Origin of the sequence: Mycobacterium sp. IS-1496 (assembly GCF_001499995.1) — a bacterium.
Taxonomy (GTDB): Bacteria; Actinomycetota; Actinomycetes; order Mycobacteriales; family Mycobacteriaceae; genus Mycobacterium.
On sequence record NZ_LQIU01000023.1, the window covers coordinates 1 to 21532 of the forward strand.

The window sequence follows — 21532 nt, forward strand, 5'->3', positions numbered from 1 at the left end:
AAGTGCATCACGTGGTCGCCGACTGGACCGACGGCGGCAACACCAACGTCGATGAACTCGGGCTCGCGTGCGGGCCGGACAACCGCAGCGTCGACGACGACGGCGGCTGGTCCACCCGCATGAACGACCAGCACGAGGTCGAATGGATCCCGCCACCACGGCTGGACACCGGCCAGGCCCGGCTGAACTATTACCACCGGCCCGAACGCCTCCTGCGCCCGCCAGATGACCCCGACGTCCGCGGCGACACCGTTGCATCAACAAAGCCCGCTGTCGCTGACGACACCGGCGACACACAGCTCAACGCCGCGCCGACTGCCGACCGCGACACGACCGGTCACGTGAAGACCGCTGCCCCGGTGGCCGACGAGGTCAACCAGACCGTTCGCTCGGAGGAAGCCACCGCATCGCTAGCCGACTTCCACGAAACCAGCCCCGCGGAACCCGACTCACCCACCCGGTCCGCCGACAACACCGGTGAACCCGGCGGCCCCGCACCCCCGGAAAGCCGGGCGGCCTAAGCGCCGCAGATCGTCGACACCACACCCGCACTTCGCCGCGGGTGAGGTTCCCTCCGCCTTGCGGCCGCATCGGGTGCGAGCGCACACTCCCTCACGAATCCGCTGCAACGTGCCAGACGCGACGTCGACGTGCTCGCCGGTCATGTCATCTTCGATTACGAGACCAGCCGCGAACTGGCGGGCGCGCTGTCGATCGGCGCGCAGATCCCTGGGTTCGCGATGGTGTGAGGACCGACGACCGAGAGGAGCCCTTGAATGACCGGCCTGCGTGACACGGTGACCCACACGTTCCAGAGACGCATCGCCAATCCGGTGATGCGCCGACTACCGTTCCAGACACTGCTGGAGACCACCGGCCGCACCTCCGGTCAGCCGCGTCGAACACCGCTGGGCGGCAGGCGGATCGGCGATCAGTTCTGGTTCGTCTCGGAATTCGGCGAACGTTCGCAGTACATCCGCAACATCAAGGCCGACCCGCATGTGCGGGTGCGGCTGGGCGGTCGCTGGCATGCCGGCGTCGCCCACCTGATGCCCGACGACGATCCGCGCGCCCGGTTGCGAGAACTCCCCCAGTTCAACAGCTTCGGTGTCCGCACGTTCGGCACCGACCTGCTCACGGTGCGGGTGGACCTGACCGACTGAGGCGGGCCAGATCGCCCAGGTGGCGCAGCGAGTTGTCGAGGTGGTCCTGTCCGAAGGGCGGGAACGAAATCTCTCGCCGGACCGCCGCCGGGACCGCCGACCAGTCGTAGGTCAGCGTCACCTCGGTGCGCGACGGAGCCAGCGGCACCAGATCGTAACGCCAGGTCCAGCCGCCGAACTCGAGTTCACTGCCGTTGCGCTGGCCCGGTTCCCAGGCGATGACGCGGGGCGGGTCGAACGCGATCACCCTGTTTGCCACCCGGTAGTGGCCGTCCGGAGGCCTGTCGAAGTACATCGCCATCTCGAAGATCTGCCCCTCGGCGGTCAATGGGGCGGCATCAAGCGGTTCGCGCACCCATCCGGTGCCGTCGATCGCGGCGTGGGTCGCGGGGTCGGCGAGCACCGCGAACACCGCGTCCGCGGGGGCGTCGACGGTCGTTCTCGCGGTCATGACGTCATTCGGCATTCGGCCACTCCTCGTTCGTGGTGTCGTGTGAGGGAGAAGACCGTGCGGGGCTCCGGAAGTCATCGGAGACTCTTGTGCCGAGTGGGAGATAAAAGTAACGTCAGTTTTAGTTTGTGACCGCTGTCCGAGGAGACTCCGATGGAATCGTTCGTTCACCTCCGAAAAGGCAAGACGCCGCGACGGCCGCACGCCGACCTCGACGGCCAGAAAGACGACGAACTCGGGCGCGGCGGTTTCACCGGGCGCACCGCCAACATGTACCGGCGCAACGACCCCACCGCGTTCCGCACAGTCGGACCGCTGCGGCCCCTCGACGTGCTGAGCGACCAGCTCAAACCCAGTGACGCCACCGACGCCGACGGCGCGCCGCTGTTGATGTTCTCCAACGCCGACTGCCAGGTGCTGTTGTCCCGGCGCGCCGACGAGATGCCCTACTTCGCCCGCTACGTCGACGGCGACCTCCTGTCGTTCGTCCACACCGGTTCGGGTCTGCTCGAGACGGAGTTCGGCCCGCTGCGCTACCGCGCCGGCGACTGGGTCTACATCCCCAAGGCGTGCACGTTCCGGCAGATCCCCGACGCCGAGACCACGCTGCTGATGATCCAGTCCACCGACGAGTTCCGGGTACCGCCGCCCGGCCCGCTCGGCCGTCACTTCCCCTTCGACCCGACCCAGGCCGCCATCCCCGACCCGGAACCCATCGACGACGGCGTCGGCCCGCAGGTCGACGGTGAGTACGAGGTGCGGCTCTTCCACGAGGGCGGCCCGACTTCGCTGTTCTACCAACACCATCCACTGGACGTCGAGGGCTGGCGCGGCGACAACTTCGCGTTCACGTTCAACATCAGCGACTACCACGTCATCACCTCCGACAGCGTGCACCTGCCCGCCACCGCACATCTGTTCATGCAGGCCACCGGGGTGTATGTGATGAACTTCCTGCCGAAGCCGGCCGAAGGCGTCCCCGGCACCGAGCGCACACCGTGGTATCACCGCAACGTCGACTACGACGAGATCGCGTTCTTCCACGGCGGCACGCTGTACGGCATCCCGATGCCGCCGGGGCTCATCTCCCACGCGCCCCAGGGTGTGCACCACGGCGCTCCGGAGAAGGCACGGGAACGCGCCCGCCGCAAGTTCGACGAGTTCCAGCGGGTGGACTGGCAGGTGATCGCCGTCGACACCCGCAGGCGGCTGATCCCCTCACCCGAGGTGCTCGCCAACGACCTGGGCCAGCACTCGTGACGACGGCGATCAAGTACGAATACGACCGCATCCCGTATCTCGTCGCCTACCAGAACACGTCGGGAGTGCGGGACGTCTACGGCGGTGTCGCCGAACTGGTCGTGCTGGAGAGCCACCTGCTGCGGCCGCGTAACAGACCCTCCGACACGGTGCTGGTGTTCATGCACCCGATCGGCGGCGGCGCGTACCTGCCGATGATGAACGCGCTGGCCAAGGCCGGCCACCACGTCATCTACTGCAACAGCCGGTTCCGCGGGACCGATTCGGCGTTGCTGATGGAGAAGGTCGTCGAAGACCTCGGCGAGGCGATCAAGGACGCCAAGAACCGGTTGGGTTACTCCAAGGTGGTGCTCGCCGGGTGGAGCGGTGGCGGGTCGCTGTCGGTGTTCTACCAGCAGCAGGCCCAGCATCCGACCGTGACCGCGAGCCCGTCCGGCGACGGGCCCGACCTCACCCGGCTCGGTCTGATCCCGGCCGACGGCATCATGCTCCTGGCCGCCCACATCAGCCGCCACGGCACGCTCACCGAGTGGCTCGACGCCTCCATCCTCGACGAGTCGGATCCGACCGACCGGGACCCCGAACTCGACCTCTACAACCCGGACAACCCCAACCAGCCGCCGTACACGCCCGAATTCCTCGAGCGCTACCGCGCCGCCCAGATCGCCCGCAACCGGCGAATCACCGCATGGGTCAAGGACAAACTGGCCGAGCTCCGATCGAGCGGACGCCCGGACGACGAATTCGCCTTCGTCGTCCATGGCACCATGGCCGACCCGCGCTGGCTTGACCCGAGCGTCGATCCCAACGACCGCGCGCCGGGCACCTGCTACCTCGGTGACCCGAGGGTGGTCAACATGAGTCCGGTCGGGCTGGCCCGCTTCTGCACACTGCGCAGCTGGCTGTCTCAGTGGAGCTACGACGACGCGAACGGCGACGCGGTCAAGGCCGGCCCCGACATCGCCGTGCCCGCCCTGGTGATCGGCAACCTCGCCGACGACGCCTGCACTCCGAGCCACACCCGGCGGCTGTTCGAGGCGATCGGCCATCCCGACAAGGAGATGCACGAGATCGCCGGCGCCAACCACTACTACTCCGGGCCCGACCAACGTGAGACGCTGCGGGAGGCGGTCGGCATCTGCACGGACTGGTTGCACCGCCACGGATTCACTTCGGAGGGCGAATGACGGCAGGTGCGCTGGACGGTATTCGGGTCATCGAGGTCGGCACACTGATCTCCGGCCCGTTCGCCGGTCGGTTGCTCGGCGACATGGGCGCCGAGGTGCTCAAGATCGAACCGCCGGGGGCGCCGGACCCGTTGCGCACCTGGGGCCAGGCCGAACTCGACGGCCACCGCTTCTTCTGGACCGTGCACGCCCGCAACAAGAAGGCGATCACGCTTGATCTGCGCACGCCGCGTGGCCGGGACATCTTCCTCGACCTCGTCGAGCGGACCGACGTCATCGTCGAGAATTTCCGGCCCGGCACACTCGAGCGCTGGGACCTCGGCTACGACGTCCTCAAGGCGCGGAACAAGGGCATCATCCTGGTGCGGGTGTCCGGCTACGGCCAGACCGGTCCGGACGCACATCGCGCCGGCTACGCGTCGGTCGCCGAGGCCGCCAGCGGTCTGCGCCACCTCAACGGGTTCCCCGGCGGCCCCCCGCCGCGGTTGGCCCTCTCGCTGGGCGACAGCCTCGCCGGCATGTTCGCCGCGCAGGGCGCACTGGCGGCGCTGTACCGGCGCACCGTCACCGGTGAAGGTCAGGTGGTCGACACCGCCCTCACCGAATCCTGTCTGGCGGTGCAGGAGTCGACGATCCCCGACTACGACGTCGGCGGCGTGGTGCGCGGACCGTCGGGCACCCGGCTCGAGGGCATCGCCCCGTCGAACATCTACCGCACCGCGGACGACAGCTGGGTCGTCATCGCAGCCAACCAGGACACCGTGTTCCGCCGGTTGTGCGCCGCGATGGGGCAACCCGAACTGGCGGCCGACGGCCGGTTCGCCGACCACGGTGCGCGGGGCCGCAATCAGGACGAACTCGACAAGATCATCGGCGACTGGGCGGCCGAACGTCAGCCCGGCGACATCATCGAGACGCTGTCGGCGGCCGGGGTGATCGCGGGACCGATCAACACCGTCGCCGAGGTGGTCGACGACCCGCAACTGCAGGCGCGCGGCATGATCGCCGAACACTTCGACGAGAGAGTCGACCGGGTCGTGCTCGGCCCGGGCATCGTTCCGGTGCTCTCGGAATCGCCGGGCAGCATCCGCAACGCGGGGCCCGCGCGGCCGGGTCAGCACAACGAGGAGGTCTATGCCGGGATACTCGGCAAGACCGCCGACGAACTGGCCGAACTCCGGGCCGAGGGGGTGCTGTGAGCACGTTGCCCGCCAAGGTGGACATCCGCGAGGTCTCGCTGCGCGACGGCCTGCAGATCGAGACGCCGATTCCGTTGTCGGCCAAGCTCGAACTGCTCGAAGCGGTGGTGGCGACCGGTGTCCGTGAGGTCGAGGCGACCGCGTTCGTCTCGCCGTCGAAGGTGCCCGCACTCGCCGACGCGGCCGAACTGGCCGCCGAACTCGGCCGATTCGACCAGGTCGAGTTCTCGGCGCTGGTCGCCAGCCCGAACGGCGCCAAACGGGCCATTGCGGCGGGCCTGCGCTCGCTCGAGTACGTGGTGTCGGCCGCCGACGGGCACAGCCGCGCCAACGTCGGGCGGTCCAGCAAGGAGGCGGTCGCGGCCATCCCCGACATCGTCGCGATCGCCCACGACAGCGGCGCCACCGTCGAGGTGATCATCGCGACCGCATGGGATTGTCCGTTCGACGGGCCGACACCACCGGATCGTGTCGTCGAGATCGTCGACGCTGCAGTTGAATTCGGCGCCGACCGGTTGGCGATCGCCGACACCATCGGCACCGCCACCCCGCGGCGCGTCAGCGATCTCGTCGCGCTGGTGCGTCCCCGCATCGGCGACCTGCCGCTCGGCGCCCACTTCCACAACACCCGCGGTGCGGGGCTCGCCAGCGCGTACGCGGCCGTCCAGGCGGGGATCACCCGGCTCGACGCCTCGGTGGGCGGTCTGGGTGGTTGCCCCTTCGCACCGGGCGCGAGCGGCAACATCGCCACCGAGGATCTGGTCTACCTGTTGCGCGACAGCGGTATCGACAGCGACGTCGACCTGCAGAGCGCCATCGCCGCCGCCGGCGTCGCCCGCACGGTCGTCGGACACGACCTGCCCAGCGCGCTGCTGCGCGCCGGGGACCGGATCACCGGCTGAGCACGTATGGCCCCGGAGTCGTCGACGCTGAGCAGCAAGGGCCGCCAGACCCGGCACGCCATCGAGCTGGCAGCCCGGAAGCTGTTCGCCGAGCGGGGTTTTCACGGTACGACCCTGGCCGACATCACCTCGGCGGCCGGTAAGTCGCCCGCGGTGTTCTACCGCTACTTCGACGACAAGGAGGATCTGCTCGCCGCGCTGGCGCAGTCCTTCCTCGACGATGTCGTCGCACCGTCGGGTTCCAGTGTGCCGCTGCCGTCCTCCCCCGACGACGGCGCGTTCTTCACCACGGTGGTCACCGGCTACTGGAACACCTTCAAACAGAACATCGGCATCATGATCGCCGTCGCGCAACTGGCCACAGCCCAGCGGCGATTCGCCGACCTGCAGCACGAATTCCGCCGAGTCGGGATGGACGTCGTCGCCGCGTCGGTACGGCACGCCCAGGACCAGGGGTACGGCGCCGAACTCAACGCGGAGTACACCGCCGCGGCGATTGCCCTGTTGTTCGAGAACTTCACGGTCGTGATGGTCGGCACCTCGGGTCTCGGGTTGCAGATGAGTGACGCCGACGCGATCTCCACGCTGTCGACCATCTGGAAGAAGACGCTGTATGGCTTCTGAACCGACGCCCCTGAGGAGAGAAATGGACTTCACCCTTCCGGACCACCTACCCGGCGTACTCGAGGAGATGGACGCGTTCATCGAAGCGGAGATCAAACCGCTGGAACGCGAACACATCCAGTACTTCGACCGCCACCGCGAATACGCCCGCACCGACTGGGAGAACGGCGGTATCCCGCAGCGTGCGTGGGAGGATCTACTCGACGAGATGCGCCGCCGCGCCGATGCGGCAGGATGGCTGCGGTACGGGCTGCCCGAGCAGTTCGGCGGCCGCGGCGGGTCCAACATCGACATGGCCGTCATCCGGGAACACCTGGCACACAAGGGCCTCGGCCTGCACAACGACCTGCAGGACGAGTCGTCGATCGTCGGCAATTTCCCCCAGGTCATCATGATGGACCGCTTCGGCACCGAAGCGCAGAAGGCCGAGTGGATCGAGGCCATGCTGACCGGGAAGCGGTCGATGGCCTTCGGTCTGACCGAACCGAATCACGGTTCGGACGCGACGTGGCTGGAGACCCGGGCCGAGCGCGACGGTGACGGGTGGGTCATCAACGGCACCAAGCGGTGGAACACCGGTGTGCACCGCGCGACCCACGACCTGATCTTCGCCCGCACCTCCGGCGAACCGGGCCAGGCCCGCGGGATCACCGCGTTCCTCGTCCCGACCGATACGCCGGGTTTCGAGGTGCCCTACTACTGGTGGACGTTCAACATGCCCACCGACCACGGCGAGGTGGTGCTCACCGACGTGCGGGTGCCCGAGGACGCCGTCCTCGGCGAGGTGGACCGCGGACTCGAGGTGGGCCAGACGTTCCTGCACGAGAACCGGATTCGCCAGGCGGCGAGCAGTCTCGGTGCCGCCCAGTACTGCATCGACCGGGCGGTCGACTACGCCGGGCAGCGCATGGTGTTCGGGAAACCGCTCGCGGTGAACCAGGCCGTGCAGTGGCCGTTGGTGGAACTGCAGACCGAGGCGCAGATGGTGCGGTTGCTGGTGTACTACGCGGCCACCGAACTCGACCGCAGCCACCACATGGAGGTCTCGGACAAGGTCTCGATGGCCAACTACCGCGCCAACCGCCTGGTGTGCGAGGCCGCCGACCGCGCGATGCAGGTGCACGGTGGCGTCGGCTACAGCCGGCACGAACCGTTCGAACACATCTACCGCCATCACCGGCGCTACCGGATCACCGAGGGCGCCGAGGAGATCCAGATCCGGCGGGTGGCCCAACGGCTGTTCGGTTTCGGACGCAAGTGAAGTCCGAACTCGAGGCGGTGCTGCGCCCCATCCTCGGCGAGGTGACCGTCGAGAACCTGACCACGCTGACCGGTGGTGCGAGCCGGACCACGTGGGCCTTCGACGCGGTGTCCGCGGACTCCAGGAGCCCACTCATCCTGCGCACCGGTCCGCCCGACGAGGTACACGCCGGGATGGAACTCGAGGCCCGCGCCCAACAGCGCGCCGCCGCCGTCGGCGCACCGGTCCCCCACATCCTGACCGCCGACAACAACCCTGCCGCACTGGGCAATCCGTATCTCATCTGCGAGGCGATCGGCGGTGAGACGATCGTCCGCCGCATCTACCGGTCGCTCGACGACACCGGACGCACCCGGTTGCTCACCCAGTGCGCCGAGGCGCTGGCGGCCATCCACCGCGCCGATCCGCGGGACGTCGGGCTCACCGAGACCGACGAGATCGCCGAGTGGCGTGAACGCCTCGACGAGATAGGCGACACGACAGCCACTTTCGAATGGGCGTTCCGCTGGCTGGCTGCCCACCGGCCACCGCCGACGCCACACCGGTTGGTGCACGGTGACTTCCGGATGGGCAACCTGATCGTCGACGATACCGGGCTTGCGGCGGTCCTCGACTGGGAACTCGTGCACGTCGGGGAGATCTACGAGGACCTCGCCTGGTTCTGCATCCGGGCGTGGCGCTTCGGCGCCTCCGAGCGGCTCGGCGCCGGCGGTCTGGGCAGCGTCGAGGAGTTCCTCAGCGCCTACGAGACGGCGAGCGGCGAGACCCTGGACCGGTCGGCGTTCCGCTGGTGGCTGACGGTCGCGACGCTGCGGTGGGGCGTCATCTGCCGCTTCCAGGCCGAACGCCACCTCAGCGGGCAGACACCGTCGGTCGAACTGGCGGCGATCGGGCGCCGCGTCTGCGAGACCGAATGGGATCTGCTCGACCTCCTCGAAGGCGGTGGGCCGCGATGACCGGACCTCAGTGGCTGTACGGCAGACCGACCGCGGCCGAACTCGTCGCCGCGGTGGCCGACTTCCTCGACGACGAGGTCCGGCCCGCCATCGACGGTCATGTCGGGTTCCACCTCCGGGTCGCGACCAATGTGTTGCGCACCGTCGAACGCGAACTCGCCGACGCGTCCTCCGGGGAGGCCGTCGGGGCGCTGGCCCGCCTGGGGTTCGACGACGAGACACAGTTGGCGGCCGCGATCCGTGGCGGTGAGTTCGACGACCGGGCCCGGGAACTGCTCCCGGCGCTGCGCGCGATCGTGCGACACCGGCTCGGCGTCGCGCATCCGGGCTATGACCAGGAGGGCTGAGCGCGCGATGCGGTCAGCCGAACCGCACGCGGGCCAGCCACGCCGGTTCGTCGACCTGCGCGCCCACCGGCAGTCCCAGCGCCTCGGCGTGCGCGGGGCCGACCACGCCGCGGTAGGTGGCGCTCTCGAGCGATTCGATCCGCCAGCCGTCGGTGAACGCGGTGCGGATGTCGGTCTCGCTGACCTGCGGTCCGAACCCCCGGCCGGCATCGGAGAGCGCCAGGATGTGGACGACGGCGCCGGGACGGCAGACCGTGCCCAGACTCTGCACGTAGCGCCGCCGGTCGGTCGCATCGAAGACGTGGAAGAGAGCGCTGTCGACGACGGTGTCGAACCGCGGGCCGCCGTCCAGGTGCAGGGCGTCGGCCACCTCGAAGCGGGCCGCCACCCCGCGCTCGGCCGCGTTACGCCGGGCCATCTCGACCGCCAAGGCGGAGAAGTCGACGCCCAGCACGTCGTAGCCGAGGCCGGTCAGCAGGATGGTGTGTTCGCCGGCCCCGCAGCCGGCGTCGAGGACGGCGCCACGGATGCCGCCGCGCCGTTCGAGCTCGACGATCGCGGGTTGCGGCGCGCCGATCACCCAGGGCGCGGCTCCGCCGGCATAGACCTCGTCGAACAGGGACTTCGGGGGTGTCGTCTCAGGCATGTCCGCAGTCTCGTACCTCAAGAGAACTTCAGGTCAAGCGGAAGGATGCGACATGGCTGACGTGCCGGTCGACATCGTCGTCGGGGTGGCCGATCGCCTCTTCGACGCCATCGAGCGCAGCGACACCGCCGCCGTCGAGGCGATGTGGGCCGACGACGTGCTGGTGTGGCACTCCGGTGACCGGCGGGACAACGACCGCGCCCGCGCACTGCGGGTGATCTTCTGGTTCATCGACCACACCACGGAGCGGCGGTACGAGATCCTCGACCGGCGCCTGTTCGGGGACGGGTTCGTCCAGCAGCACGTCCTGCACGCCACCGGCACCAACGGCAACTCCATCGCGCTGCGGGTGTGCATCGTGATCATCGTGCGCGGCGACGGTCTGATCACCCGTATCGACGAGTACTTCGACCCGGCCGACATGGCACCGCTGCTCGGCGACACGCCCGAGTAGACGGCGCGACAGACAAATTCCCCGAGTGGATCGCCGGGGCGGGCGCAGCCGCTAGCATCGGCGCCATGGCAGCACCGCCCCGTACGCTGCGGCTCCTGGTCTACAGCGACAATCCGCAGACGCGGGAGGCGGTGCGGCTGGCGCTCGGCAGGCGGGTCCACCCGGAACTGCCGGAGCTGGACTACCTCGACGTGGCAACCGCCCCGATGGTGATCAAACAGCTCGACGCGGGCGGTTTCGACCTGGCGATCCTCGACGGCGAAGCCACCCCCGCCGGCGGGATGGGCCTGGCGAAGCAGATCAAGGACGAGATCACCGACCCCCCGCCGATCCTGGTGTTGACCGGCCGCCCGGACGACGCCTGGCTGGCCACCTGGTCACGCGCCGAAGCAGCCGTACCGCACCCGATCGACCCCATCCGCCTCGGCGAGGCGGTCGTGTCGCTGCTGCGGCTTTCCGCGTAGTAGCGGATTTCCGAAAACCACTGTCGCCCTGCGGCGTTCACGCATGTCCGGGCAGGCCGAGGACACGCGCCGCACTGGTGAACGATACTAACCAAAAGGTGTGGCGCAGATCCCAAACATGGCTAGGCTGTGGGTTAGCTCACATCGACAGCCCCGAGGGAGCGTTTGGCCGGTATGGACCTGTACACGCCGATCCTGGTACTCGGCGCCATCGCGGCGGTGTTCGCGGTGGTGTCGGTGGTGATCGCCGGAGTCGTCGGGCCGACCCGCTACAACCGGGCGAAGCTGCAGGCTTACGAATGCGGCATCGAACCCCTGCCGGAGGCCGCGCCGGGGGCGGAACGCACGGCGGTCAACGTCCAGCGGTTCCCGATCAAGTACTACCTGACGGCGATGCTGTTCATCGTCTTCGACATCGAGATCGTCTTCCTCTACCCGTGGGCGGTCGCGTTCGACAGCCTCGGCCTGTTCGCCCTGGTGGAGATGCTGCTGTTCATGCTCACCGTGTTCGTCGCGTACGCCTACGTGTGGCGCCGGGGAGGCCTCAATTGGGACTAGAGGAACGCCTGCCGGGCGGCATCCTGCTGTCGACGGTCGAGAAGGTCGCGGGTTATGTCCGCAGCGGTTCGCTGTGGCCCGCGACGTTCGGCCTCGCCTGCTGTGCGATCGAGATGATGTCCACCGCCGGGCCTCGGTTCGACATCTCCCGGTTCGGCATGGAGCGCTTCTCGGCGACTCCCCGGCAGGCGGACCTGATGATCGTCGCCGGCCGGGTCAGCCAGAAGATGGCACCGGTGCTGCGGCAGATCTATGACCAGATGGCCGAGCCGAAATGGGTGCTCGCGATGGGGGTGTGCGCGTCGTCGGGCGGCATGTTCAACAACTACGCGATCGTCCAGGGCGTCGATCACGTCGTCCCGGTGGACATCTACCTGCCCGGCTGCCCACCGCGGCCGGAGATGCTGCTCCACGCAATCATCAAGCTGCACGAGAAGATTCAGCAGATGCCGCTGGGCGTCAATCGCGACGAGGCCATCCGGGAGGCCGAACAGGCGGCGCTGGCGGTGCCGTCCACGATCGAGCTGAAGGGTCTGCTGCGGTGACGGAGGCACACCACACCACCCCGAACGGTACGGCCGACCCCGAGGTCATCGGCGTGCGCCGAGGGATGTTCGGCGCCAGGGATTCTGGCGACACGTCGGGGTACGGCAGGCTGATCCGGCCGGTCACGCTGCCCGGCGGTTCACCGCGGCCGTACGGCGGCTACTTCGACGACGTCGTCGACAGGCTGGCCGCCGCCCTGGGCCAGGACGACTACGACGCATCGGTCGAGCGCGTCGTCGTGTACCGCGACGAACTGACGCTGGAGGTCACGCGGTCCCGGCTGCCGGTGGTCGCCAGGACGCTGCGCGACGATGCGGCCCTGCGGTTCGAACTGTGCCTCGGCGTCAGCGGCGTCCACTATCCCGGCGACGCGGGCCGCGAACTGCACGCCGTCTACCCGCTGATGTCGATCACCCACAACCGGCGAATCCGGTTGGAAGTGGCCACCCCCGACGATGATCCGCACATCCCGTCGGTGTTCGCGGTGTATCCCACCACCGACTGGCACGAGCGGGAGACCTACGACTTCTTCGGCATCATCTTCGACGGCCACCCGTCGCTGACCCGGATCGAGATGCCCGACGACTGGGTCGGGCACCCGCAGCGCAAGGACTACCCGCTGGGCGGCATCCCCGTCGAGTACCACGGCGCCCGGATCCCACCGCCCGACGAGCGGAGGGCCTACAACTGATGAACACTCCCCCTGACCCGCCCGTCGCGGGCGGTGACGCGCGCTCCGACACCGTGGTGGTCGTCGGCGGTGAGGACTGGGAACAGGTGGTGGCCGCCGCCGAACAGGCGCAAGCCGGTGAACGCATCGTCGTCAACATGGGGCCGCAGCACCCCTCGACGCACGGTGTGCTCCGGTTGATCCTCGAGATCGAGGGCGAGACGATCACCGAGGCCCGTTGCGGTATCGGCTATCTGCACACCGGCATCGAGAAGAATCTGGAGTACCGGAACTGGACCCAGGGCGTCACCTTCGTCACCCGGATGGATTACCTGTCACCGTTCTTCAACGAAACGGCCTACTGCCTGGGTGTGGAGAAGCTGCTCGGGGTCACCGACGCGATCCCGGAGCGCAGCAACGTGATCCGGGTGATGTTGATGGAACTCAACCGCATCTCCTCGCATCTGGTCGCGCTGGCCACCGGCGGTATGGAACTCGGGGCGATGAGCGCGATGTTCTACGGCTTCCGGGAACGCGAGGAGATCCTGTCGGTGTTCGAGATGATCACCGGACTGCGGATGAACCACGCGTACATCCGGCCCGGCGGTCTGGCCGCCGATCTGCCCGACGGCGCCGTCGCGCGTATCCGCGACCTGCTCGCGCTGCTGCCGGGACGTCTGCGTGACCTGGAGAACCTGCTCAACGAGAACTACATCTGGAAGGCCCGCACGCAGGGCATCGGCTACCTCGACCTGGCGGGTTGCATGGCGCTGGGCATCACCGGGCCGGTGCTGCGCTCGACCGGGCTGCCGCACGATCTGCGCCGGGCCCAGCCGTACTGCGGTTACGAGAACTACGAATTCGACGTGATCACCGACGACGGGTGCGACGCCTACGGCCGCTATCTGATCCGGGTCAAGGAGATGCGGGAATCGCTCAAGATCGTCGAACAGTGTGTGGACCGCCTCGAGCCCGGACCGGTGATGATCGAGGACAAGAAGCTGGCCTGGCCGGCCGATCTCGAACTGGGGCCCGACGGTCTCGGCAACTCGCCCGCCCACATCGCCCGCATCATGGGCCAGTCGATGGAAGGCCTGATCCACCACTTCAAGCTGGTGACTGAAGGCATCCGGGTGCCCGCCGGACAGGTGTACACGGCAGTGGAATCGCCGCGCGGCGAACTCGGCGTACACATGGTCTCCGACGGTGGCACACGGCCCTACCGCGTCCACTACCGCGATCCGTCGTTCACGAATCTGCAAGCGGTGGCGGCGATGTGCGAGGGGGGTATGGTCGCCGACGCGATCTCGGCGGTGGCGTCGATCGACCCGGTCATGGGCGGGGTGGACAGGTGATTTTCCTCGAACTCGGGCAGCGGCCGGAGGAACCCGGCCCGCCGGTCGGCGGCCCCACAACCTATCCGGACGACGTCGCGGCACGCCTGACCGACGACGCCGCCCGCATCGTCGCGCGGTATCCGCAGGCCCGGTCGGCGTTGCTGCCGCTGCTGCACCTGGCGCAGGGCGAGGACGGTTGCCTCACCTCGGCGGGAATCGCGTTCTGCGCCAACGTGCTCGGGTTGACCGCCGCCGAGGTGACCGCGGTGGCGACCTTCTACTCGATGTACCGGCGCACGCCGACCGGCGACTACCTGATCGGGGTCTGCACGAACACCCTGTGCGCGATCATGGGCGGCGACGAGATCCTCGACGCGCTGACAGAGCATCTCGGCGTACCCGCCGGGCAGACGACCGCCGACGGGCGGGTCACCCTCGAGCACATCGAATGCAACGCCGCGTGCGACTACGCCCCGGTCGTGATGGTGAACTGGGAGTTCTTCGACAACCAGACGCCCGCCTCGGCCCGCGACCTCGTCGACTCCCTGCGGGCGGGCACACCGGCCACGCCGACCCGGGGCGCGCCCCTGTGCACGTTCCGGGACACCGCGCGCACCCTCGCCGGACTCGGCGACCCCCGTGCGGTCACCAACCCCGGCGGGACGGGCGACGCGACGCTGGCCGGTCTGCGGGTGGCCCGCGCGAACGGCATGTCGGCGCCGGATCCCGCCGAGGCCGAAAACGAAGGAACACAGCCGGATCCGGAGATCACCGAGGCGGCCGACTCGACGCGGGACGAACCCGCCCCCGCTCCGTCGGCGACGGTGCCGCGTGCCGGAGACGGTTCGGGACCGGCGTCATGACCGCGCTCACCCCGGTGCTGAGCCGGTTCTGGGACGAGCCCGAACCCTGGACGCTGGAGACCTACCGGCGCCACGGTGGGTACCGGGCGCTGGAACAGGCGCTCGGCACGCCTCCCGACGACGTCATCGCCACAGTGAAGAACTCGGGACTGCGCGGACGCGGCGGGGCGGGCTTCCCGACCGGCACGAAGTGGTCGTTCATCCCCCAGGGCGAGAGCGGACCGGCAGCCAAACCGCACTACCTCGTGGTCAACGCCGACGAGTCGGAACCGGGTACGTGCAAGGACATTCCGCTGCTGCTCACCACGCCGCACTTCCTGGTGGAGGGTGCGATCATCGCCGCCTACGCGATCCGCGCCCACCATGCGTTCATCTACGTGCGCGGTGAGGTGGTGCCGGTGCTGCGCCGGTTGCAGGCCGCGGTCGCCGAGGCCTACGAGGCCGGCTATCTGGGCGCCGACATCCGCGGATCCGGTTTCGACCTCGACCTGATCGTGCACGCCGGGGCGGGTGCCTACATCTGCGGTGAGGAGACGGCGCTGCTGGACTCGCTGGAAGGCCGCCGCGGCCAACCCCGGTTGCGCCCGCCGTTCCCGGCCGTCGCCGGCCTGTACGCGTGCCCGACGGTGGTCAACAACGTCGAGTCGATCGCCAGCGTGCCGCCGATCCTGCAGGGCGGCATCGACTGGTTCCGTTCGATGGGTTCGGAGAAATCGCCCGGCTTCACGTTGTATTCGCTGTCCGGCCACGTCACCCGCCCGGGTCAGTACGAGGCGCCGCTGGGGATCACCCTGCGCGAACTGCTCGACTACGCCGGCGGCGTCCGGGCCGGTCACGAGCTGAAGTTCTGGACCCCCGGCGGGTCTTCGACGCCACTGCTCACCGGTGAGCATCTCGATGTGCCACTGGATTACGAGGGCATGGCCTCGGTGGGATCGATGCTCGGCACCAAGGCGCTGCAGATCTTCGACGAGACCACCTGCGTGGTGCGCGCCGTACGCCGCTGGACGCAGTTCTACGCCCACGAATCCTGCGGTAAGTGCACACCGTGCCGCGAGGGCACCTACTGGCTCGCCCAGATCTACGCCCGCCTGGAAAGCGGCGACGCCACCGAGGCCGACGTCGACAAACTGCTCGACATCTCCGACACCATCCTCGGGAAGTCGTTCTGCGCGTTGGGGGACGGTGCGGCCAGCCCGATCATCTCGTCGATCAAGTACTTCCGCGACGAGTACCTCGCCCACCTCGGGGGCGGATGCCCGTTCGATCCCCACGCCTCGACGCTGATGGCAGGACAGGAGGTGGGGGTGTGAGCGTCCTCGTGTCGCCGAACGTGCAGCCACTGCGACATTCCGGCCCGAAATTCGCACTGAGCGCACGCTCGGCGTATCCCCGAGCGATGAGGTGCCGCCGATGACGCAGACCGCCGACACCGGAACGCCGAGCGCACCGCCGGTCGACATGGTCGAGCTCACCGTCGACGGTGTCACGGTCAGTGTGCCCAAGGGCACGTTGGTGATCCGGGCCGCCGAGCTGATCGGCATCCAGATCCCACGGTTCTGCGACCACCCGCTGCTCGACCCGGTCGGCGCGTGCCGCCAATGTCTCGTCGAGGTGGAGGGCCAGCGCAAACCGATGGCGTCGTGCACCACCGCGGTGAGTCAGGACATGGTGGTGCGCACGCAGTTCAGCTCCGAAGCCGCCGACAAGGCCCAGCGCGGTGTGATGGAACTGCTGCTGATCAACCATCCGCTCGACTGCCCCGTGTGCGACAAGGGCGGCGAATGCCCGCTGCAGAACCAGGCGATGTCCAACGGCCGCGCCGAGACCCGCTTCACCGACGTCAAACGCACGTTCCCGAAGCCGATCAACATCAGCTCCCAGGTCCTGCTGGACCGGGAACGCTGCGTGCTGTGCGCGCGCTGCACCCGCTTCTCCCAGCAGATCGCCGGTGACCCGTTCATCGACCTGCTGGAACGCGGTGCGCTGCAACAGGTCGGTATCGCCCCAGGGGAACCGTTCCAGTCCTACTTCTCCGGTAACACCGTGCAGATCTGTCCCGTCGGCGCGCTGACGGGGACCGCGTACCGGTTCCGGGCGCGGCCGTTCGATCTGGTGTCCACCCCCAGCGTGTGTGAGCACTGCGCCTCGGGCTGCGCGCAGCGCACCGACCATCGCCGCGGAAAGGTGTTGCGCCGCTTGGCCGGCGACGACCCGCAGGTCAACGAGGAGTGGAACTGCGACAAGGGCCGCTGGGCGTTCACCTACACCTCCGTCGGTGACCGCATCACCACGCCGATGGTCCGCGACGCGGACGGCGCCCTGCGGCCGGCGTCGTGGTCGGAGGCGCTCGCCGTCGCGGCCGCCGGGCTGGCCGCCGCCGACGGCCGGGCCGGTGTGGTGGTGGGTGGACGGGCCACCGTCGAAGACGCGTACGCCTACGCGAAGTTCGCGCGGATGGTGCTCGGCACCAACGACATCGACTTCCGGGTGCGGCCGCACAGCGGCGAGGAGGCCGATTTCCTCACCGCCCACGTGGCGGCCCGGCCGATGCAGGTCACCTACGCCGACCTGGAGAACGCACCCGCGGTCCTGCTGGCCGGGTTCGAGCCCGAGGACGAGTCGCCGATCGTGTTCCTGCGACTGCGTAAGGCCGTCCGCAAACACGGACTGCAGGTGCTCTCGGTCGCGCCGTTCGCCGGCCGCGGACTGACGAAGCTGTCCGGCCGCCTCGTCGCCGCCGCGCCCGGCGGTGAATCCGCCGCGCTCGCCGGGCTGACCGACGAGCCGCTGCTGCGTCTGCCCGGTGCGGTGATCCTCGTCGGTGAACGCCTGGCCACCGCGCCGGGTGCGCTGACCGCGGCCGCCCGGCTGGCCGCCGCCACCGGGGCCCGTCTGGCGTGGATCCCGCGCCGCGCAGGTGAGCGCGGCGCCGTCGAGGCCGGCGCGCTGCCGACCCTGCTGCCCGGCGGACGTCCGGTCACCGACGGCACCGCTCGCGCCCAGCTGGCGGCCGCCTGGCACATTGACGACCTGCCGCACATCCCCGGACGCGACACCGGCGCGATACTCGACGCCGCGCGCTCCGGCGAGCTGGGCGCGCTGGTGTGCGGCGCCGTCGACGTGACCGATCTGCCGGATCCGGACGCCGCCCTCGCCGCGCTGGCGGCCGTACCGTTCGTGGTGAGCCTCGAACTGCGCGACAGCGACGTCACCCGCGCCGCCGACGTGGTGTTCCCGGTGGCGCCGGTGGCCGAGAAGGCCGGGGCGTTCCTCGACTGGGAGGGCCGTCTGCGCTCGTTCGGTCCGGCGCTGCAGACCAACGCCATCCCCGACCTGCGGGTGCTCAACTTCCTGGCCGACGAGATGGGCGTGCACCTCGGCCTGCCGGATGCGCAGGCCGCGGGAGAGGAGCTGGCCCGGCTGGGCTGGTGGGACGGTCCACGGCCGCCGTGCGAACACGAGGCGGCGGCGCCGCCGGAGATCGGGGCCGGGCAGGCGGTGCTGACGGGATGGCGGCTGCTGCTCGACCTCGGGCGGATGCAGGACGGGGAACCGTATCTGGCGGGCACCGCGCCGCCCGCCGTCGTCCGGCTGTCCGGACCCACCGCGCACGCCATCGGCGCGGCGCCCGGTGAGCTGGTCACCGTCGGCACCGAGCGCGGACAGATCACGCTCCCACTCGCCGTCGCCGACATGCCCGACGGCGTCGTCTGGCTGCCGCTGAATTCCCCCGGCTCGCAGGTGCACCGCCAACTCGGCGTGAGCACCGGCGCCGTCGTCTCGATCGGGCGGGCCGCCCCGTGACCCACCCCGACCCCACGCTCTTCGGCAACGACCCGTTGTGGCTGATCCTCGCCAAGGCCGTCGGCGTCTTCGCGTTCCTGGTTCTCACGGTGCTGGCCGCGATCCTGATCGAGCGGAAGGTGCTGGGCCGCATGCAGATGCGGTTCGGTCCCAACCGGGTCGGCCCCAAGGGTCTGCTGCAGTCCCTGGCCGACGGCATCAAGCTGGCCCTCAAGGAGGGCATCACCCCCGCGGGCGTCGACAGGCCGATCTACCTTCTGGCCCCGGTGATCTCGGTCATCCCGGCGTTCCTCGCGTTCGCGGTGATCCCGATGGGCGGAGAGGTGTCGGTGTTCGGGCACCGCACGGCGCTGCAGCTGACCGATCTCGCGGTGGCGGTGCTCTATATTCTCGCCGTCACCTCCGTCGGGGTGTACGGCATCGTGCTCGCCGGGTGGGCGTCGGGGTCGACGTACCCGCTCCTGGGCGGCCTGCGCTCGAGCGCGCAGGTCGTGTCGTACGAGATCGCGATGGCGCTGTCGTTCGCGACGGTCTTCCTCTACGCAGGCACGATGTCCACCTCGGGCATCGTCGCCGCCCAGAGCTCGACCTGGTACGTCTTCCTGCTGCTGCCGTCGTTCCTGGTGTACGTGACGTCGATGGTCGGCGAGACCAACCGTGCGCCGTTCGATCTCCCCGAGGCCGAGGGCGAACTGGTGGGCGGTTTCCACACCGAGTACTCGTCGCTGAAGTTCGCGATGTTCATGCTCGCCGAGTACGTCAACATGACGACGGTCTCGGCGCTGGCCACCACCATGTTCCTGGGCGGCTGGCACGCGCCGTGGCCGATCAGCCTGTGGGACGGCGCCAACAGCGGATGGTGGCCCCTGCTGTGGTTCACCGCCAAGGTGTGGGCGTTCCTGTTCCTCTACATCTGGTTGCGGGGCACGTTGCCGCGGCTGCGCTACGACCAGTTCATGGCGATCGGGTGGAAGCTGCTGATCCCGGTGTCGCTGGCCTGGATCATGATCGTCGCGACGACGCACAGCCTGCGGAGCACCGGCCACGGCGGCTGGGCGAGCGGTCTGCTGATCGCGGGCACGGGACTGACGTTCGTGCTCGCCGCCATCCTGTGGCGCACCATGCGATTCCGTGCCGACCGGACGGTGCCCGAGCGCACCGCCGCGGACGTGTTCCCGATTCCGCCGATACCCGGCGGCGCGCCCACCACGCGCGCGGCCGACAGCAGGGAGACGACAGATGCCTAAGCTGTGGGACGCCGTCGCCGGCTTCGCCGTGACGTTCGGCACGCTGTTCAAGAAACCGATCACCGAGGAGTATCCGGAGAAACCCGGTCCGGTCGCTCCCCGCTATCACGGTCGTCACCAACTCAATCGGTACCCCGACGGTCTCGAGAAGTGCATCGGCTGCGAACTGTGCGCCTGGGCCTGCCCGGCCGACGCGATCTACGTCGAGGGTGACGACAACACCGCCGACGAACGCTTTTCCCCCGGCGAGCGTTACGGCCGCGTCTACCAGATCAACTACCTGCGCTGCATCGGATGCGGTCTGTGCATCGAGGCGTGCCCGACCCGCGCCCTGACGATGACCAACGACTACGAGATGGCCGACGACAACCGGGCGGACCTGATCTGGGGTAAGGACAAACTGCTCGCACCGTTGCGCGAAGGCATGCTGGCGCCGCCGCATCCGATGGCGCCCGGCGCCACCGACGACGACTACTACCTGGGTCGCATCGGGCCAGTCACCGAGGACATCCGGTGAGCCCGGAGGTCATGCTGCTCGCCGCGGACGGCGCGTCACGCACCTCCACCAGCGAGGCCGTCGTGTTCTGGGTCGTCGGCGGTATCGCACTGATCGGGGCGCTCGGTGTGGTCTCGGCGCCTAAGGCGGTGTACTCGGCGATCTTCCTCGCGACCACGATGATCGCGCTGGCCGTGCTCTACATCGCCCAGGAGGCATTGTTCCTCGGGGTCGTGCAGGTGGTCGTCTACACCGGCGCGGTGATGATGCTGTTCCTGTTCGTGCTGATGCTCGTCGGCGTGGACTCGTCGGAGTCGCTGGTGGAAACCATTCGCGGACAACGGGTTGCGGCGATCGTGGTCGGCATCGGGTTCGGCGTCCTGCTGATCGCGGGCATCGGCACCGTCTCGACAGCCGGATTCACCGGTCTGCCCGACGCCAACAGCGGCGGCAACGTCGAGGGGTTGGCGGCGCTGATCTTCACCCGCTACCTCTGGGCGTTCGAGCTCACCGGTGCGCTGCTGATCACCGCGGCACTCGGAGCCATGGTGCTCGCGCACCGGGAACGCTTCGAACACCGCAAGACGCAGCGGGAACTGTCCATCGAACGCTTCCAGGACGGCGGTCACCCCACCCCGATGCCCAATCCCGGTGTGTACGCCCGCCACAACGCCGTCGACATGCCCGGTCGGCTGCCGGACGGCAGCGGTGCGAAGTCGTCGGTCAGCACGATCCTGCAGCCACGTGAGGTGCCACCGTCGGAGAACGGAAGGAACGGCCACCGGTGAACCCCGACAACTACCTGTACCTGTCCGCGCTGCTGTTCACCATCGGCGCGGCCGGGGTGTTGCTGCGGCGCAACGTCATCGTGGTGTTCATGTGCGTGGAGCTGATGCTCAACGCGGCGAACCTCGCGTTCGTGGCGTTCTCGCGCATGCACGGCCACCTCGACGGCCAGGTGGTGGCCTTCTTCACCATGGTGGTCGCAGCGTGCGAGGTGGTCATCGGACTGGCCATCATCATGACCATCTACCGGGCCCGCCGGTCGGCCTCGGTCGACGACGCCAACCTGCTGAGGCACTGATGAGCGCTTG

24 protein-coding genes and 2 pseudogenes are annotated in these 21532 nt (G+C 68.9%); 24 read left to right on the top strand and 2 right to left on the bottom strand.

What is annotated here, in order from left to right; all coding sequences use genetic code 11:
* From AU195_RS13150 to AU195_RS13155, 3 genes and pseudogenes are all read left to right on the top strand, one after another.
* Window positions 1–521: pseudogene (locus AU195_RS13150) on the top strand (HNH endonuclease signature motif containing protein); the annotation flags it as partial.
* Between the two features lie 57 nt (window positions 522–578).
* Window positions 579–749, top strand: a pseudogene (locus AU195_RS25215) (acyl-CoA dehydrogenase family protein); the annotation flags it as partial.
* 27 nt (window positions 750–776) lie between these two features.
* The gene (locus AU195_RS13155; protein ID WP_059159518.1) at window positions 777–1163 is read left to right on the top strand and encodes a nitroreductase family deazaflavin-dependent oxidoreductase; all 387 of its coding nucleotides are present in this window, start codon (window positions 777–779) and stop codon (window positions 1161–1163) included.
* On the opposite strand, the gene AU195_RS13160 is transcribed toward AU195_RS13155, so the two are convergent.
* Window positions 1135–1629 carry an SRPBCC family protein gene (locus AU195_RS13160; RefSeq protein ID WP_059159519.1) on the bottom strand — a complete coding sequence of 165 codons (495 nt, stop codon included), beginning with the start codon at window positions 1627–1629 and terminating at the stop codon, window positions 1135–1137. The genes AU195_RS13155 and AU195_RS13160 overlap by 29 nt on opposite strands.
* Before the next feature lie 138 nt (window positions 1630–1767).
* On the opposite strand from AU195_RS13160, the gene AU195_RS13165 reads away from it, so the two are divergent.
* From AU195_RS13165 to AU195_RS26190, 8 genes are read left to right on the top strand one after another with little or no spacing between them, the layout of a single operon-like run.
* Window positions 1768–2874: a homogentisate 1,2-dioxygenase gene (locus AU195_RS13165; RefSeq protein ID WP_059159520.1), complete on the top strand. Its 1107-nt coding sequence runs from the start codon at window positions 1768–1770 to the stop codon at window positions 2872–2874.
* Window positions 2871–4061 (top strand): alpha/beta hydrolase, encoded by a 1191-nt coding sequence (locus AU195_RS13170; protein ID WP_059159521.1) that lies wholly within the window; start codon window positions 2871–2873, stop codon window positions 4059–4061. Before AU195_RS13165 ends, AU195_RS13170 begins: the two co-directional genes overlap by 4 nt.
* Window positions 4058–5260, top strand: a complete 1203-nt coding sequence (locus AU195_RS13175) for a CaiB/BaiF CoA transferase family protein (protein WP_059159522.1) — start codon at window positions 4058–4060, stop codon at window positions 5258–5260. Before AU195_RS13170 ends, AU195_RS13175 begins: the two co-directional genes overlap by 4 nt.
* Window positions 5257–6162, top strand: coding sequence for a hydroxymethylglutaryl-CoA lyase (locus AU195_RS13180; RefSeq protein WP_059159523.1), 906 nt, complete (start codon window positions 5257–5259; stop codon window positions 6160–6162). Before AU195_RS13175 ends, AU195_RS13180 begins: the two co-directional genes overlap by 4 nt.
* Before the next feature lie 6 nt (window positions 6163–6168).
* Entirely contained in the window at window positions 6169–6786 is a 618-nt protein-coding gene (locus AU195_RS13185; RefSeq protein WP_059159524.1) for a TetR/AcrR family transcriptional regulator, read from the top strand.
* Between the two features lie 22 nt (window positions 6787–6808).
* Entirely contained in the window at window positions 6809–8047 is a 1239-nt protein-coding gene (locus AU195_RS13190; RefSeq protein ID WP_059159525.1) for an acyl-CoA dehydrogenase family protein, read from the top strand.
* Complete coding sequence (locus tag AU195_RS13195) at window positions 8044–9003, top strand: phosphotransferase family protein (RefSeq protein WP_059159526.1); 960 nt, start codon at window positions 8044–8046, stop codon at window positions 9001–9003. Before AU195_RS13190 ends, AU195_RS13195 begins: the two co-directional genes overlap by 4 nt.
* Window positions 9000–9350, top strand: a complete 351-nt coding sequence (locus AU195_RS26190; protein ID WP_059159527.1) for a DUF6285 domain-containing protein — start codon at window positions 9000–9002, stop codon at window positions 9348–9350. Before AU195_RS13195 ends, AU195_RS26190 begins: the two co-directional genes overlap by 4 nt.
* Window positions 9351–9363: 13 nt before the next feature.
* Here the strand turns inward: AU195_RS26190 and AU195_RS13205 are convergent, their stop codons facing one another.
* Window positions 9364–9996, bottom strand: a complete 633-nt coding sequence (locus AU195_RS13205; protein WP_059159528.1) for a class I SAM-dependent methyltransferase — start codon at window positions 9994–9996, stop codon at window positions 9364–9366.
* A gap of 52 nt (window positions 9997–10048) precedes the next feature.
* Here AU195_RS13205 and AU195_RS13210 point away from each other — a divergent pair, with 52 nt between their 5' ends.
* From AU195_RS13210 to nuoK, 13 genes are all read left to right on the top strand, one after another.
* On the top strand, window positions 10049–10450 hold the full coding sequence (locus AU195_RS13210; RefSeq protein ID WP_059159529.1) for a nuclear transport factor 2 family protein: 402 nt from the start codon (window positions 10049–10051) through the stop codon (window positions 10448–10450).
* Between the two features lie 65 nt (window positions 10451–10515).
* Window positions 10516–10914, top strand: a complete 399-nt coding sequence (locus AU195_RS13215; RefSeq protein WP_059159530.1) for an Rv3143 family two-component system response regulator — start codon at window positions 10516–10518, stop codon at window positions 10912–10914.
* A 174-nt stretch (window positions 10915–11088) separates the two neighbouring features.
* Window positions 11089–11472 (top strand): NADH-quinone oxidoreductase subunit A, encoded by a 384-nt coding sequence (locus tag AU195_RS13220; RefSeq protein ID WP_059159531.1) that lies wholly within the window; start codon window positions 11089–11091, stop codon window positions 11470–11472.
* Complete coding sequence (locus AU195_RS13225) at window positions 11463–12017, top strand: NuoB/complex I 20 kDa subunit family protein (protein ID WP_059159532.1); 555 nt, start codon at window positions 11463–11465, stop codon at window positions 12015–12017. Before AU195_RS13220 ends, AU195_RS13225 begins: the two co-directional genes overlap by 10 nt.
* Entirely contained in the window at window positions 12014–12709 is a 696-nt protein-coding gene (locus AU195_RS13230; RefSeq protein ID WP_059159533.1) for an NADH-quinone oxidoreductase subunit C, read from the top strand. The genes AU195_RS13225 and AU195_RS13230 overlap by 4 nt, the downstream gene beginning before the upstream one ends.
* On the top strand, window positions 12709–14043 hold the full coding sequence (gene nuoD, locus AU195_RS13235) for an NADH dehydrogenase (quinone) subunit D (protein ID WP_059159534.1): 1335 nt from the start codon (window positions 12709–12711) through the stop codon (window positions 14041–14043). The genes AU195_RS13230 and nuoD overlap by 1 nt, the downstream gene beginning before the upstream one ends.
* Complete coding sequence (gene nuoE / locus AU195_RS13240; protein WP_082703063.1) at window positions 14043–14888, top strand: NADH-quinone oxidoreductase subunit NuoE; 846 nt, start codon at window positions 14043–14045, stop codon at window positions 14886–14888. The genes nuoD and nuoE overlap by 1 nt, the downstream gene beginning before the upstream one ends.
* On the top strand, window positions 14885–16201 hold the full coding sequence (gene nuoF / locus AU195_RS13245) for an NADH-quinone oxidoreductase subunit NuoF (protein ID WP_059159536.1): 1317 nt from the start codon (window positions 14885–14887) through the stop codon (window positions 16199–16201). Before nuoE ends, nuoF begins: the two co-directional genes overlap by 4 nt.
* A gap of 100 nt (window positions 16202–16301) precedes the next feature.
* On the top strand, window positions 16302–18695 hold the full coding sequence (locus AU195_RS13250; protein WP_059159537.1) for an NADH-quinone oxidoreductase subunit G: 2394 nt from the start codon (window positions 16302–16304) through the stop codon (window positions 18693–18695).
* Window positions 18692–19942 (top strand): NADH-quinone oxidoreductase subunit NuoH, encoded by a 1251-nt coding sequence (nuoH, locus tag AU195_RS13255; RefSeq protein ID WP_059159538.1) that lies wholly within the window; start codon window positions 18692–18694, stop codon window positions 19940–19942. Before AU195_RS13250 ends, nuoH begins: the two co-directional genes overlap by 4 nt.
* A complete protein-coding gene (gene nuoI / locus AU195_RS13260) occupies window positions 19935–20459 on the top strand; it encodes an NADH-quinone oxidoreductase subunit NuoI (RefSeq protein WP_059159539.1) in 525 nt (174 codons plus the stop codon). The genes nuoH and nuoI overlap by 8 nt, the downstream gene beginning before the upstream one ends.
* An 11-nt stretch (window positions 20460–20470) precedes the next feature.
* Window positions 20471–21226, top strand: a complete 756-nt coding sequence (locus AU195_RS13265) for an NADH-quinone oxidoreductase subunit J (RefSeq protein WP_059159711.1) — start codon at window positions 20471–20473, stop codon at window positions 21224–21226.
* Window positions 21223–21522, top strand: coding sequence for an NADH-quinone oxidoreductase subunit NuoK (gene nuoK, locus AU195_RS13270; protein WP_059159540.1), 300 nt, complete (start codon window positions 21223–21225; stop codon window positions 21520–21522). The genes AU195_RS13265 and nuoK overlap by 4 nt, the downstream gene beginning before the upstream one ends.
* Window positions 21523–21532: the final 10 nt, after the last annotated feature.